Raw genomic sequence first — 15,418 nt, forward strand, 5'->3', positions numbered from 1 at the left:
TTACTTCCGGTACGCTTTAAAGATTGTAATTACAGATGCCTAATCAATAAAGCTTACTTAGTGGGAGTGTTACAGTAGGTAGCCATCAGATAAATTTAGGAACTTTATGTAATTTATTATATACATATCTCATAAATTATTAGGAGTAAGCTAATATATTTAAGTGAATATATATAAATTCTTAGAGGTGATACTATGGGAGACAAGATATACAATGCAAAACGGAATATTGCAGATAAACTGGAATTGCCCGGAGATATAATTTTAAATATGCCCCAAATCAAAATTACAGGGGATAATGAAATAATAATTGAAAATCATAGAGGTATTATAGCGTTTGATGAAAGTCAAATAAAAGTTAATTCAGGTATAGGATTGATATCCATATATGGAAGTAGATTTGAAGTGCTTTTTATGGGAGGAAGCACTATAACTATAGGAGGAAGATTTACATCTATAGTCTATGAAGGAAACAAGTAAATTTAGTTTTAAAAACTATAGAAGCGGAATAATTTTATTGGAAATACAATCCCTTATACCTGAAAAATTTATTAACGTTATGTGGAAAAATAATATCTACATAAAAAATATTAAAAAGAAAAGTATTACAACTATGACTATGGAGATAAATTTAAGAGATTATGATAAGATAGAGGATATAGCAAGAAGAACTGGAACTAGAATAAAGATAATAAATAGAAGAGGTCCTATATTTTTTATAATTAAGCTTAAGAGAAAAATAACTTTAGTATTCGGAATAATTTTATTTATAGGAACAATATATTATTTATCTACTTTTATATGGAGTGTAAAAATAAATTCTGAAGAAGGATTGCCGCCTTATATAATAAGACAGCAGCTTAAATCTTATGGCATAAAGCCAGGTATTAACAAAGATAAAATAAATGTATATAAAATAGAAAAAGATTTAGTAAAGGATAATGACAATATAATGTGGGCAAAGGTGAGAATACAGGGTTCTGAATTAAATGTAAGTGTAGTTCAGAGAAAATCACCTCCTAATATAGTGGAAGAAAACACTCCTTGTAATTTAATAGCCAAAAGAGATGGAAAAGTTGTAAGAGCATATACCACTAAAGGAACTGTTGTTGTAAAAGTGGGGGATGATGTAAAAAAGGGACAGCTACTTGTAAAAGGTGAACAAGGATTGGAAGGATCAACTTATAGTGTTCATGCTGCAGGATATATTATATGCACGACTACCTATGAGGCATCTGAAACTGTAAAAGTAAATAATATAAAAAATGAGAGGACAGGTAAGAAAATAGAAAACTATTATATTAATTTCAGGGGAAAGAAACAGTATCTGAAAAAAGATAATAATAAATTTAATAAATATGATAAAATAGAGGAAAGTAAATTCATCTTTGGAAAAGAGACTTATTTTGAAGTTAAACAAGTTACAGTAAAAGGAAATCTTCAAAAAATAGTACAAGACACTGGGCAAAAACTTTACAATAATATATCTTGCAATTTGGATAAATCTATAAAAATTGTAAATAAGGTAATTACTTATGAGGGTCAAGATCCTTGTAAGGTTAAAGTACAAGTTACAGCAGAAGAAAACATAGCCATTCCAGATACAATTACAAATTAAGGGCAAAATATAACTAAAGATTATATAAAGAGATACGTATAAAATGAAGAATAAAGGGTGAGCTTAATTGAAAAAACTATCATTAAAAAAGGTTTTTTTACAAGAAAAAGTTAATAAAATAATTGTTTTTATGATAAGTTTTATATTTATTTATTCGCTACTTGTAACTGGACTAACGACAAAAAAATATAACTTGAAGGAAGGAGATATTGCCAAAGTCGATATAAAAGCACCAAGGGAAGTTAAGGATGAATTATCCACAGAAACGCGCATTCGACAGGCAGAGGATTCTGTACCAATTCAATACAATAAAAAACCTGAAGTGAAAACGGGAGTTATCAGTAAGTTAAATAGTTTTTTTTCTAAAATAGATCAGGTAAATAGTTCACAATTGGAAGAAAAGGATAAAATACAAAAATTAAAAAGTGAAGATAATATAGGATTAGCAGATGATGATTATCAGGATATAATAAAGTTGAATAAAGATGAATTAAAACAACTTCAGGATTTTTTGCAAAAATCTCTCTCAGATATGTATGATAGCAATAATATAAGCGATAACACACAAAGGGATAATAGAGAAGATATAAAAAGGGCCCAGGAAATTATATTGCTGAAAGTGAGTACTTCTAATAGTTTGTCAAAAAATTTAAAGGACATAGCTACTAAAATAGGATATTCTCAAATTTCTCCAAATTTCTTTTATGATAAAGATAAGACAGAAGAACTCAGAAGAGAAGTTGTAAAAAAAGTTTCACCAGTTATAATAAAAAAGGATCAAATTATAGTAAAAGAAGGCGAACCTGTAACAAAATACCAAATAGAAGTGTTAAGAGACTTAGGACTTCTAAATAATAGTTCACATTTTCAATGGCATATTTATATTTCATTAGGTATACTGATTCTTTTAGTATTGGTATTGGAATGGACATATTTTTCTATATATTGTCCTAAGATATATAATGACTTAAAAATGCTTATAATGGTTAATATATTGAGCTTATTAGCTATATTTATGGCTAGGACCATTGGCATAATTTCTACTTTCTTAATACCACTTACATTTGTACCTATGATAGTATCACTTCTTGTTGGAAAAAAAGTTTCACTAGTAATAAGTACTATTAATTGTGTTTTAATAAGTGTGGCTGTACAATTTAGCCTGGATATAACAGTGCTAGCTGTGGTAAATGCTGTAGTAGGATCTATTATCCTTAAAAAGATGCAGCAGAGAATGGATATATTATTTTCATGTTTATATATGACAGTTATAAATGTTATACTTACTTTTTCAATGGGGTTTTTAATCAGTGATAATATGGCAGATGTAGTTGAAAAGGCAGTATATATTGGAATTTCAACTATAATTTCTGGAATTTTAGTTATAGGTTTTTTGCCTCTTTTTGAAGGAGTATTTAATATAGTTACAACTATAAAACTTTTAGAATTATCTAATCCTAATAATCCACTTCTAAAGAGATTGCTTATGGAGGCACCGGGAAGTTATCATCATAGTCTATTAGTTGGAAATTTAGCAGAAGTAGCAGCAGAAGAAGTAGGTGGGAATCCACTTTTGGCTAGGGTAGCGGCTTATTATCATGATATAGGTAAAATAAGAAGACCTTATTTTTTCAAAGAAAACCAGCTGGGAAAAGATAATCCTCATAGCAAGCTAACTCCTAGCTTAAGTGCTTTAATAATAATATCCCATGTTAAAGATGGAATTGAAATGGCTAGGGAGTATAAGCTTCCTAAAATAATAATAGATGCTATACAGCAGCATCATGGCACATCTCTCGTAAAATATTTTTATGTTACTATGAAAAATTCAAGTGAAAAACCAGAGGATGTGAAAGAGGATGATTTTAGATACCCAGGGCCAATACCTGAGACAAAGGAATCGGGTATAATAATGTTAGCAGATGGTGTAGAAGCTGCTGTAAGATCAATAAATGACCCAACTGAGGATAAAATTGAGAAAATGGTAAATAACATAATTAAAGACAGATTAGATGAAGGTCAGCTTAATAATTGTGAGCTTACTTTAAAAGATATAGGTAAAATAAAAATTGCATTTATAAAAGCTTTACAGGGAATATATCACCATAGAATAGAATATCCGGAGGATAAATTCTCTAAAAAATCTATTAATCAATTAAAAAGTCCTACTTAGAAGTAGAACTTTTATATACTAAATTGGAGGAACGTAAATGATTTTTATAGATAATAGACAAAATAAACTAGAAGTAACACAGGAGTTAGAAGAAAATATAAAAGGTGTAATACAATGTGCTCTAAAAGAAGAGAATGTAAATATTCCATGTGAAATAAGTGTTATTTTTATAGATAATGAAGAGATAAAAAATATAAATAGGGAGAATAGAAACATAGATAAGGTAACTGATGTATTATCTTTTCCAATGTTAGAGTATCCAGAAGGCAGCGTATTTAAACAGGTATATGTAAATCATGAATTTGAAGAAAGCGATATGGATGATGGAAATTTAGTATTAGGTGATATAGCACTTTCTCTTGAAAGAGCAGAGGAACAGGCTCAGGAATTTGGGCATTCATTTTTAAGGGAAGCTTGTTATTTAACAGTACATTCAGTACTTCACCTTTTAGGATATGATCATATGGAAGAAAGTGATAAAAAAATCATGAGGCAGAGGGAAGAGGAAATTTTAAGCGGATTCAAACTATAATAATGTATATAAGTTAAAATTACATAAAATGGGGAATAGAGATGAAGGTTAAAAAGCTATTGGATAGTTTTAACTATGCTATTGAAGGTATAATATATTCTGTAAGAACTCAGAGAAATATGAAAATACATATGATAGCAGCTCTTTTAGTATTAGTTATATGCTTTATTTATGATTTAAGTAAAATGGAGATATTAGCCGTAATAATAACGATAAGTATTGTTATTATTGCGGAACTTTTTAATACTGCTGTAGAATCTGCTATAGATGCTACTATAAACTACTATCATCCACTTGCTAAAATTGCTAAAAATGTGGCTGCTGGTGGAGTGCTAGTTGCTGCTGTAAATGCTGTTGTGGTAGGATATATAATATTTTGGGATAAACTAAAGTATATTAATTTTATAGTCATGAGGAAGGTAAAAAGTACAAATCCTTATGTAATATTTATAATACTTGCAATTGTATTTATAACTACAATAATTATAAAGGCGATTTTTGGTGAAGGAACTCCATTAAAAGGAGGAATGCCAAGTGGTCATAGTGCCATAGCTTTTTCTATAGCTACTACTATAGCATTGATATCAGAACAATTAGCAGTGGTAATATTGAGTTACCTTTTGGCATTTATAGTGGCGCAAAGCAGGGTGGATTCAGATACTCATTCAGTTATAGAAGTAGTTTGTGGAGGAGCATTTGGTGTTTTAATAACTGTATTTCTTTTTAGAGTATTTGGATAAAAGGAGAATTTAAATATTATATTTATATGTTTTTTAGGGGAATAATATGAATTATGTAGACAAGTAATTTTAGAATTTTCATCAGAAATATGGAAAGTATACTATTTAAGATATATGAAAATTTGTATGATAAAAATATGGAAAAAACTTTAGTAGAAACTTTTACAAAAAAGATTTAGAAAATAAGGAGAAAATTTATGTTTAAATCAGGATTTATTACAATAATAGGAAGACCTAATGTGGGAAAATCAACACTTTTGAATAATATAATGGGGGAAAAGTTGTCTATTGTATCTTGTAGGCCGCAGACTACTAGAAACAGTATACAGACTATTCTAACAGAGGATGATTTTCAGTTGGTTTTTGTAGACACACCAGGTATACATAAACCCAAACATAAACTGGGGGACTATATGGTTAAAGCTGCTGAGGATTCCATCAAAGATGTAGATTTGGTGCTTTTTTTAACTACTCCTGAATTAGAGCCAGGCAAAGGGGATTTGTATATTTTAGAAGAACTTAAAAAATGTAATGTACCTGTGTTTTTAGTTTTAAATAAAATAGATGAAAATCCAGAACAGAGAGTAGCAGAAACTTTAAAAAATTATTCAGCTATATTTAATTTTGTGGAGGTAATACCTATATCTGCATTAAAGAAAAAGAATGTGGAAGAATTAATAGATCTTATGGTAAAGTATATGCCTGAAGGACCTAAATATTATCCGGATGATATGATTACGGATAAACAGGAGAAATTTATAGTGTCTGAGATAATTAGGGAAAAGGCACTCAGGCTTCTTTCCAAAGAAGTCCCACATGGAATAGCAGTAGAAATAGACTCAATGAAAAAAGACTCAAAGGGAATTTACAATATAGAAGCTACATTACTCTGTGAAAAAGATTCCCATAAGGGTATAATTATAGGTAAAAATGGTGCCATGTTGAAGAAAATTTCAACTTATGCAAGGAAAGATATTGAAAAATTTTTAGATACTAGGGTCTATTTAAAGGTATGGGTTAAAGTTAAGAAAGAATGGAGAGATAGTGATAGATTGTTAAAAGAATTAGGATATAAATAGTATGGGAATTTATTTTAAAATAAGGACATAATATAATTAGAACTGTAGTGGGGGATGATTTTCTGAACATATTCAAAACTAGAGCTGTCATAATTAAAACTCAAGATATAAAAGAGTCAGATAAATTGGTATGGCTTTTTACTGAAAAATTAGGCAAGATAGCAACTATAGCTAGAGGATCAAAAAGTAGTAAAAACTCTCTATTTTCTACTACACTTCAGTTTTGTTATGGAGATTATGTAGTGTATAAAGGTAAGAACTTGTATGTAATAAATGAAAGTAGTTTAATAGATTCATTTCAGGATTTATTAAATGATTTAAATGATTTAACTTATGCTTCTTATTTTTGTGAACTTACCGATATAGCAATGAATGACGGTGAAACTAGCAGTGAATTATTTAGATATCTGGTTACTTGTTTTTATCTTATAAGAAGTCATGGAGTTGATGTAGAAACTTTAGCCAGAGCATTTGAACTAAAAATTTTACAGATTACAGGATATGGTCTTAATTTTGATCATTGTGCTCTATGTAGAAAAAAAATTACCTCTTTTGATTATTTAAATCTTCAGTATTTAGGTGGAGTTTGCAGTGAATGTGAAAAAGTAAATGGTATACCTATAAAATATGCTACGTCAAGTGCGCTCAAATATTTGTCTAAAATTCCTTTAGAAAATGTATATAAGGTTATATTATCAGAAGATGTAAAAAAAGAACTATATAAAATTTTAACATTAATTATTTCTCAAAACTATTTTAGAAAACCTAAAAGTTTAGATGTTTTAAATTGCCTTCAAAGTTTTGAAAAAAATAAAAATTGAAAAGGAGAGAAAATTATGAGTGAAATAACATTAGAAAAAATTGATATTATAAGAGAGAGAACTGGGGTAACTTACGCCGAAGCAAAGGAAGCTTTAGAAAATTGTGAAGGAAATGTGGTTGATGCACTTATATATATAGAAGAAACTGAAAAATCAACTAAGGATAGTATGTATACTACAAAAGACGAATTTCTTGATTGGTTAAAGGACTTGGTTAGAAAGGGAAATGTAACTAGGATAAAAATAAGAAGAGAGGATAGAACAGTACTTGATATTCCAGTAAATGCAGGTATTGCAGCTACATTAACAGCACTTGTATGGCCTCCACTTATAGCTATAGGCATATTGACTGCTGTGTTTACAAAACTGAGCATAGAGATAATAAAAGATGATGGAAGTGTAGAAGTAGTAGATAAAATAATAAAAAGTGGAGTAAAGAGCACTGTAGATGATGTAAAAGATAAAGTTTTTAATGCAGCATCTTCTGTAAAAGATAAATTTACTAATAAAAACGAAGATGAAGATAAAAACACATACAAGTATACTGTAAAATTTGATGACATTGATGAGGATGAAAAAGGATATGGAGAAAATGAGGAAAAAAGTAGTGATAAGCAATAAATTTTATTATTAAGTTGTATTAAAAAGATATTTTGGGTTCAACTCATATACAATTTAAAATATATTGACAATTTTGAATAAAACAAAGAAGAGTATATTATTAATTTGTATATATGTGGTATAATAGCTTTAAGAATACAGTTATGAACTGTAAATTCCTCTTAGTAAATATTTTTACAATTAACTTAATTTACTATGAAGAGAGAGGGTGGACATCATAAAATTATCACCAAGGCAAGAAAAAATAATAGAATTAGTAAAAGAACATGCACCAATAACAAGTGAACAGCTTGCGTCTAAATTGAATGTTACAAGGGCAGCTTTAAGACCTGATTTAGCCATACTTACAATGACAGGCATATTAGAGGCAAAACCAAAGGTTGGATATATATATTCTCAAAAACCTTCTTACAGTTTATTATATGATTATATAATGGAAATAAAAGTAAAAGATATAATGTCAAAACCAGTAATGGTAGATGAAAATACTACTGTGTATGATGCGATACTATACTTGTTTCTAAATGATGTAGGGACTTTATTTATAGAAAACAATGGTGTTTTGATAGGAGCTGTTTCTAGAAAAGATTTTATAAAAATAGCTATGGGCAGTACAGATATGCATAAAATACCTGTAGGTGTAATAATGACAAGAATGCCTAATATAGTATGTGTGCAGAAGGATGATCCTGCATATTTAGCAGCTCAAAAAATAATGGAGCATGAAGTAGATAGTCTTCCAGTAGTAGAAAAGTCTTATGATAAATCCAAAAACGAGACGTTTAAAATTATAGGAAAAGTATCTAAAACCAACATAACAAGACTTTTTGTAAAGATAGGAGAAAGTAAATAAACCGATTATTCAGGTAAATCCTGTTAATATACAAAAATGTTAAAAACTTTATAAGGGAGATGTTTGTATGAATGGTAAGAAGTACGTTTATCTTTTCAATGAAGGAAATGCTGGCATGAGAAATTTACTTGGAGGCAAGGGAGCTAATCTTGCAGAAATGACCAATCTTGGCATACCCGTTCCCGGTGGATTTACTATATCCACAGAGGCATGTACCAAATATTATGAAGATGGTAAATCTATATCGCAGCAAGTTATAGATCAAATTTATGATGCACTTAAAAATGTGGAAGAGACAACAGGAAAAAAATTTGGAAGCATAGAAAATCCATTGTTAGTTTCAGTAAGATCAGGAGCCAGAGTTTCTATGCCAGGAATGATGGATACTATATTAAATTTAGGATTAAATGATGATACTGTAATAGGACTTAAAAAGTTGACAGGAAATGAAAGATTTGCGTATGATTCTTATAGAAGATTTATTCAAATGTTTTCAGATGTAGTTATGGGAATTGAAAAGAGAGAATTTGAAGATGTATTGGATGATGTAAAAAATGCTAAAGGAGTAAAATACGATACAGATTTAGATGAGTCCGATTTAAAGAATATAATCCAGAGATTTAAGGATATTTATAAAAAAGAAGTAAAGGAAGACTTTCCTCAAGATCCTAAAGAACAATTAATTCAGTCAGTTACTGCAGTATTCAGATCTTGGGAAAATCCTAGAGCAATAATTTATAGAAGGTTAAACGACATATCAGGTGATTGGGGAACTGCAGTAAATGTTCAATCAATGGTATTTGGAAATATGGGAGAAACTTCAGGAACTGGAGTTGCATTTACTAGAAATCCATCTACAGGAGAAAAGTCCATATTTGGTGAATATCTCATAAATGCTCAAGGAGAGGATGTAGTTGCAGGAATAAGAACACCTCAACCTATAACAAAGCTAAAAGAAGACCTTCCAGAATGTTATTCTCAATTTATGAGTATAGCAAATAAGCTTGAAAATCATTATAAAGATATGCAGGATATGGAGTTCACTATAGAACAGGGAAAATTGTATTTCCTTCAGACAAGAAACGGTAAGAGAACAGCTCAAGCTGCACTTAGAATAGCAGTAAATATGGTAGATGAAGGTCTCATCACTAAAGAAGAGGCCATACTTAAAGTTGAGCCTAAACAGCTCGATACACTATTGCATCCAAACTTTGACAGTGATGAATTGAAACGGGCAGTTGTAATAGCAAATGGACTTCCTGCATCACCAGGAGCAGCTTGTGGTAAGATATATTTTACAGCAGATGATGCTAAGAAACATCATGATCAAGGTGAAAAGGTAATACTTGTAAGGCTAGAGACTTCTCCAGAAGATATAGAAGGAATGGCAGCTTCTGAAGGAATACTTACAGTTAGAGGAGGCATGACATCTCATGCAGCTGTTGTAGCAAGAGGTATGGGAACATGCTGTGTAGCTGGATGTGGTGATCTTATCGTAAGTGAAAAGGAAAAGCTTTTCAAAAGATTAGATAAGGTTTACAAAGAAGGGGATTACATATCTTTAGATGGAAGTACTGGAAATGTATATGGAGAGCCTATAAAGACTGTAGCACCAGAAATATCAGGAGATTTTGGAATCTTCATGGGATGGGCTGACAATATAAGAAAATTGGGAGTTAGAACAAATGCAGATACACCAAGAGATGCAAACCAGGCTATTAGCTTTGGTGCCGAAGGAATAGGACTTTGTAGAACAGAGCATATGTTCTTTGATGAAGATAGAATACCAGAAATGAGGGAAATGATAGTTTCAAAAACGGAAGAGCAGAGGAGAAAAGCTTTAGATAAATTACTACCAAGACAAAAGAAAGATTTTATTGGAATATATGAGGCAATGGAAGGAAAACCTGTCACAATTAGATTTTTGGATCCACCACTTCATGAATTCTTACCTACTGAAACTGAGGATATAGAGTCTTTAGCCAAGGAAATGGGAGTAAGTTTTCAAGAACTAAAAGATACTATAGATTCTCTACATGAATTTAATCCTATGATGGGGCATAGAGGATGCAGGCTTACTGTTTCATATCCAGAAATAGCTGAAATGCAAACAAGGGCTATTATAGAAGCAGCTATAGATGTTAAAAAGAGAAAAGGGTATGATATAGTTCCAGAAATTATGATACCTCTTGTAGGAGAAATAAAAGAATTAAAATATGTTAAAGACGTAGTTGTGAGGGTAGCAGATGAAATAATACAAAAAGAGGGAATCAATTTAAAATATGAAGTAGGAACTATGATAGAAATTCCAAGAGCAGCTATTACAGCTGATGAAATAGCTAAAGAAGCTGAGTTCTTCTCATTTGGAACTAATGATTTAACTCAAATGACTTTTGGATTTTCAAGAGATGATGCAGGTAAATTTTTGAATGATTATTATGATAAAAAAGTATATGAGTTTGATCCATTCCAAAGGTTAGATCAAGTTGGAGTAGGAAAACTTGTAGAGACTGCTGTAAAATTAGGTAAAAAGACTAGACCTGACATTCATCTTGGAATATGTGGAGAACATGGAGGAGATCCATCTTCTGTAGAGTTTTTCCACAATGTAGGACTTGACTATGTATCTTGTTCACCATTTAGGGTACCTGTGGCAAGACTTGCTGCAGCTCAGGCTCAGATAAAGAATCCAAGACCAATCAAATAAATAAAATTAATAATATGATTTTAATTTGAAAGCTTGATATAGTGGGCGGTTGAATAAGGATCGTGATGCTATGAAAAGGATAGAGTATTGTGACTTAATTTCATTAATGATTTTAAGTAAAATACTCTATTTTTTATTTTTTTGAAAGTGATGAAATAAAGTCATCTATCATAGATTCAAAGCTCTCATCTAAAGTTACTTTATTATTATGAAAATATCCAAAGGAATATAACGAGACAAAACCATGCAAAAGACTTCTTAAAGTTCGGCTCTTATGAACCAAACGGACTTCATCCTTAATGTAAAACTCTAAAATTTGACGAATGATACGATTAGTCCCTTTTGCCAAATTAAATAGCTCTGGGTTCTCCGTACTTGGAATACTCATAAAAAGTCTATAAGCGGTCGTATTTTCAAAAGCAAACTCTTTATAAATTTTGGCATATTCTTTTATGGCCTCATCACCACTCTTACCAATTAAGTTCTGCATTAATTTTTGATTCAATTCATTTAAAAGATATATTGTCATTTCTATTTTAAGGCTATCCATATTATTAAAATGATTATACAAAGAAGGATATTTTATATTCAATTTTTCAGCGATTTTTTGGAAGGTAAGTTGATTAAGACCAATTTCATCCGCCAAAGAAAAAGAAACCTGAATAATTTTTTCTTTAGTTAAATTTCTTTTTTGCATTCACTTCTCACTCCTATAATCTTATGTTATAACAGTAGTTTAACATTACAAAATATATTTATCAAGTTATATTTAATAGTTAATAAACTATACTTAATAATTTACAAACTATAAAATATAGTTTATAATCAAGTTGAAGATAGCAATAATGCAACTAGCAAGAATAAATAATATATACTTTACTATTGCCTTGCTATTTATTAATATTTTATTACGTATTTATATGTATTGATAGCACTGTCTATGGGGTTGGTTATTATTTAGAAATCTTATTATTAATTAAGTTATATAAAAGAAAGGAGTACATTTATGGAAATATGGAGAAAAAACTTAATAGTATGTTGGTTTGGAATATTTGTGGCTGCTATAGGAATGAGTCAGATTGCCCCAGTATTACCACTCTATATACAACATCTTGGAGTTCAAGACACAGCAACAATTACAAAAATTTCAGGAATTGCCTTTGGTATCACATTTATAATTTCAGCTATTTTTTCGCCAATTTGGGGAAGTGCAGCTGATAAATATGGGCGAAAGCCAATGATACTTAGAGCAAGCCTTGGTATGGCAATAACAATAGGATGCATGGGGTTTGCACCAAACGTGTATATACTCATAAGTTTAAGGTTACTTCAAGGTGTAATTACTGGCTATAGTACAGCTTGTACTGCATTGATTGCAACTCAGACAGATAAAGAACATGCAGGATATGCATTAGGTACACTTTCAACAGCTAGTATTGCAGGGGCTTTGCTTGGTCCAACTATTGGTGGTTTTATAGATGAGATATTAGGTTTACAAAGTGTATTTTTCATAACAGGAGCTTTACTTTTAATTTCCTTTATCACAACGCTTCTATTTGTAAAAGAATCATTTGTTAGAGAAGATAAAAAAGTGCTTACTATTAAAGAGGTATGGAGTACTGTTCCACAAAAAAGCTTAACTGTTACGATGTTTGTAACCTTCTTTATATTAGCTGTAGCATTATATTCTGTAGAGCCAATTGTAACAGTGTACGTTAAGCAACTATCCAATAATAGTTCACATATTGCACTTTTAGCTGGACTTACATTTTCAGCTTCAGGTTTTGCCAATATAATTGCTGCTCCAAGACTTGGAAAGCTTTCAGATAAGATAGGAGCCCATAAAGTAATGTTAACATGCCTTATATGTGCAGTGATCATTTTTATACCACAAGCTTTTGTACAAAATACTTGGCAGCTAATGGGACTTCGATTTTTATTAGGACTAGCATCTGCAGGACTTAACCCATCTGTCAATATTATATTAAAAAAGATAACACCTTCTTCTCTTACTGGCAGAGTATTTGGTTTCAACATGTCGGCAGGATATTTAGGAGTATTTGGAGGTTCGGTCTTAGGGGGGCAGATTGCAGGAATTTTAGGAATGCAGTATGTATTTTTTATAACAAGTGCATTGTTATTTATAAATGCAATTTGGGTCTACTTTAGAGTTTATAAAAAACTCAGTTTAAATTAGTAATATTATTAGATTGTTGGATGACTAATTTTTATGAAAAGTATTAAATAATTAATTCTATAAAAATAAAATTAAAAAGGAGATATGAACATGGAAAACCTGAAATTAAATGAAAATGAATTTATTAATGTAGGAAAAAGTGCTCTTGTACTTATAGACTTACAAAATGGAATTACAGCTAGAGAAGTTTCTCCTTCGCCTTATACAAGTGAAGAAGTTATTCAAAATGCAAGCAAGCTAGTCAATGCGTTTAGTGAGAAAGGAGCTTTTATAGTTCTTGTAAGAGTTTCTACTATAGATGGTAAAGATATGGTTAGACCAAAAACAGATTTAAAAGTTACTGGAATGAAATATCCAGAAGGATGGGATAACCTAGTACCTGAAATAGCAGATACCAAGGATGCCCATATTGTTACAAAGAGACAATGGGGGGCTTTTTATGGAACTGATCTAGATTTACAATTAAGACGTAGAGGAATTGATACTATTATATTAGGTGGAATTTCTACTAACATTGGTGTAGACACTACAGCAAGAGAAGCATATCAACACGGTTATAATCAAATCTTTGCAGAAGATGCAATGACAGCAGTAACAAAGGAAGAACATGAGTATGTTTGTAGATATATCTTCCCTAGGATTGGTAAAATTAGAACTACAAAAGAAATAGTTTCATTATTAAAATAAAATAGAAACCAAAATATTAAAGATTATTCAGATATTGTTGTGCCTAAAAAGGAAAAGATGTTGATGAAGGTGCTTGTGATATGATAGGACTTAGAAGATCTCTTCTTGCAGATCCTGATTAGGTAAATAAATTGCATCTGAGTAAAACTGCGTTGATACGATTATGCCTTTATGCCATGAAGGATGTCTAGGGCGTATGGTTGTGAAACAGCTCTTTATCTAAAAAAATTGGCAAAAAAGTTACTATTGTTGAAGCTATGGATAGTTTACTGGCTTTAAATGGTCCAAGCTATTTTGCTAACATGGGAATGCTTTTAGCTCTTATCCCATACAACCATATTGATGTTCTAACTTCATCAAAGGCTGTAAAAACTACGGATAAAGGTGTTCTTGTAAATACAGAGGGCAGTGGTAAGCGGGAGATTGAGGCAGATCCAATAGTTCTTGCTGTAGAATATAATTATAATAAAGAACTTTATAATTCTCTTAAATATGAAATCCCTGATATACGGCTTTTAGGCGATGCCAGGAAGGTTTCAAACATAATGTATGCTATTTGGGATGCTTATGAGGTTGTATCAAATTTGTAGTGAATAATTAGCAAATATAGGGGCTATAAATCGTTATCCAGGGACGTACCTGCTTTAACTTCCACTTGGAGAAGTGGAAGTATTAGAGCAGGTAGTCATCGGATAAATGGAAAGCAAGCTTATATTTCTAAGTATAAGGTAACTTTTAATTACAAGCACTATATATTTTTTATATAATAAGTTGATTAAAATTATTAATGCTCCAAACATTTTAACAAATCATAGTGTACAGAAATATCATTCCTATATTCATCAATAAAAATGCGATATAGTATTCTGTCATTAATCAGAGTTTGTACAAATATGCCGTTTGAATAAATATCATACTGTTCGTCTTCAAATTCAAACATCTCCTTATTAGCTTTTGTAGCTTCAATCATAGTCCTGTCAAAGATTTTAATTTTTTGAAAAAACATTTCTTCACAACTAATTACCATAATATACTCTCCTTACAGATATATTTTCACTTATTCCTGGAATACTAGGACTTAGACAACAAATTCCACGTACAATCAAATAAATAATAGATCTTGCATTCATTAATATAAAAATGTATATTAATTATAATTTCTGCACTTCACATACCTAATTATAGTATAATTCTAAAGCTTATTGTCGAAAGTTTACATTTCTTAAACATACTTAACGTATAATTAACATAACTAAAAAATTGTAATAAGGAGTGTTATGTGATAGTTAATTAGGCTGTTGCAAATGTTTTAGCGTAATAGATGAAGTAAAGGAAACTGTACAGCTTGGCAAGGATATGATTATTCATGGAGAGTTAAGTCCTTTAAAGA

General features: G+C 30.5%; 16 protein-coding genes. 13 read left to right on the forward strand and 3 right to left on the reverse strand.

Annotated elements, in window-relative coordinates:
* Positions 1 to 195: 195 nt before the first annotated feature.
* From yqfC to ppdK, 10 genes are all read left to right on the forward strand, one after another.
* The gene (gene yqfC / locus CLAU_RS14185) at positions 196 to 480 is read left to right on the forward strand and encodes a sporulation protein YqfC (protein WP_013237471.1); all 285 of its coding nucleotides are present in this window, start codon (positions 196 to 198) and stop codon (positions 478 to 480) included.
* Positions 464 to 1,618 carry a sporulation protein YqfD gene (gene yqfD / locus CLAU_RS14190; RefSeq protein WP_029170142.1) on the forward strand — a complete coding sequence of 385 codons (1,155 nt, stop codon included), beginning with the start codon at positions 464 to 466 and terminating at the stop codon, positions 1,616 to 1,618. The genes yqfC and yqfD overlap by 17 nt, the downstream gene beginning before the upstream one ends.
* Before the next feature lie 67 nt (positions 1,619 to 1,685).
* Positions 1,686 to 3,791, forward strand: a complete 2,106-nt coding sequence (locus CLAU_RS14195) for an HD family phosphohydrolase (protein ID WP_013237472.1) — start codon at positions 1,686 to 1,688, stop codon at positions 3,789 to 3,791.
* Between the two features lie 37 nt (positions 3,792 to 3,828).
* Positions 3,829 to 4,323, forward strand: a complete 495-nt coding sequence (gene ybeY, locus CLAU_RS14200) for an rRNA maturation RNase YbeY (protein WP_013237473.1) — start codon at positions 3,829 to 3,831, stop codon at positions 4,321 to 4,323.
* A gap of 41 nt (positions 4,324 to 4,364) precedes the next feature.
* The gene (locus CLAU_RS14205; RefSeq protein WP_013237474.1) at positions 4,365 to 5,063 is read left to right on the forward strand and encodes a diacylglycerol kinase; all 699 of its coding nucleotides are present in this window, start codon (positions 4,365 to 4,367) and stop codon (positions 5,061 to 5,063) included.
* A 197-nt stretch (positions 5,064 to 5,260) separates the two neighbouring features.
* The gene (era, locus tag CLAU_RS14210) at positions 5,261 to 6,142 is read left to right on the forward strand and encodes a GTPase Era (RefSeq protein ID WP_013237475.1); all 882 of its coding nucleotides are present in this window, start codon (positions 5,261 to 5,263) and stop codon (positions 6,140 to 6,142) included.
* Between the two features lie 47 nt (positions 6,143 to 6,189).
* A complete protein-coding gene (recO, locus tag CLAU_RS14215) occupies positions 6,190 to 6,963 on the forward strand; it encodes a DNA repair protein RecO (RefSeq protein ID WP_013237476.1) in 774 nt (257 codons plus the stop codon).
* Between the two features lie 15 nt (positions 6,964 to 6,978).
* The gene (locus CLAU_RS14220; RefSeq protein WP_013237477.1) at positions 6,979 to 7,584 is read left to right on the forward strand and encodes a DUF4342 domain-containing protein; all 606 of its coding nucleotides are present in this window, start codon (positions 6,979 to 6,981) and stop codon (positions 7,582 to 7,584) included.
* Between the two features lie 208 nt (positions 7,585 to 7,792).
* A complete protein-coding gene (ccpN, locus tag CLAU_RS14225) occupies positions 7,793 to 8,437 on the forward strand; it encodes a transcriptional regulator CcpN (protein ID WP_013237478.1) in 645 nt (214 codons plus the stop codon).
* A gap of 67 nt (positions 8,438 to 8,504) precedes the next feature.
* Entirely contained in the window at positions 8,505 to 11,144 is a 2,640-nt protein-coding gene (gene ppdK, locus CLAU_RS14230) for a pyruvate, phosphate dikinase (RefSeq protein WP_013237479.1), read from the forward strand.
* 133 nt (positions 11,145 to 11,277) lie between these two features.
* On the opposite strand, the gene CLAU_RS14235 is transcribed toward ppdK, so the two are convergent.
* Positions 11,278 to 11,841, reverse strand: coding sequence for a TetR/AcrR family transcriptional regulator (locus CLAU_RS14235; protein WP_013237480.1), 564 nt, complete (start codon positions 11,839 to 11,841; stop codon positions 11,278 to 11,280).
* A gap of 309 nt (positions 11,842 to 12,150) precedes the next feature.
* Between CLAU_RS14235 and CLAU_RS14240 the strand changes: the two genes are divergently transcribed.
* From CLAU_RS14240 to CLAU_RS14250, 3 genes are all read left to right on the forward strand, one after another.
* The gene (locus CLAU_RS14240; protein ID WP_029170023.1) at positions 12,151 to 13,341 is read left to right on the forward strand and encodes a multidrug efflux MFS transporter; all 1,191 of its coding nucleotides are present in this window, start codon (positions 12,151 to 12,153) and stop codon (positions 13,339 to 13,341) included.
* 90 nt (positions 13,342 to 13,431) lie between these two features.
* Complete coding sequence (locus CLAU_RS14245) at positions 13,432 to 14,028, forward strand: isochorismatase family protein (protein WP_013237482.1); 597 nt, start codon at positions 13,432 to 13,434, stop codon at positions 14,026 to 14,028.
* Between the two features lie 257 nt (positions 14,029 to 14,285).
* Positions 14,286 to 14,618 (forward strand): hypothetical protein, encoded by a 333-nt coding sequence (locus CLAU_RS14250; protein WP_023162907.1) that lies wholly within the window; start codon positions 14,286 to 14,288, stop codon positions 14,616 to 14,618.
* A 194-nt stretch (positions 14,619 to 14,812) separates the two neighbouring features.
* Here the strand turns inward: CLAU_RS14250 and CLAU_RS14255 are convergent, their stop codons facing one another.
* On the reverse strand, positions 14,813 to 15,055 hold the full coding sequence (locus CLAU_RS14255) for a hypothetical protein (protein ID WP_013237484.1): 243 nt from the start codon (positions 15,053 to 15,055) through the stop codon (positions 14,813 to 14,815).
* Positions 15,045 to 15,158, reverse strand: a complete 114-nt coding sequence (locus CLAU_RS21505; RefSeq protein ID WP_122059781.1) for a hypothetical protein — start codon at positions 15,156 to 15,158, stop codon at positions 15,045 to 15,047. Before CLAU_RS21505 ends, CLAU_RS14255 begins: the two co-directional genes overlap by 11 nt.
* Positions 15,159 to 15,418 lie beyond the last annotated feature (260 nt).

This window comes from Clostridium autoethanogenum DSM 10061 (assembly GCF_001484725.1).
GTDB classification, from domain to species: Bacteria; Bacillota; Clostridia; order Clostridiales; family Clostridiaceae; genus Clostridium_B; species Clostridium_B ljungdahlii.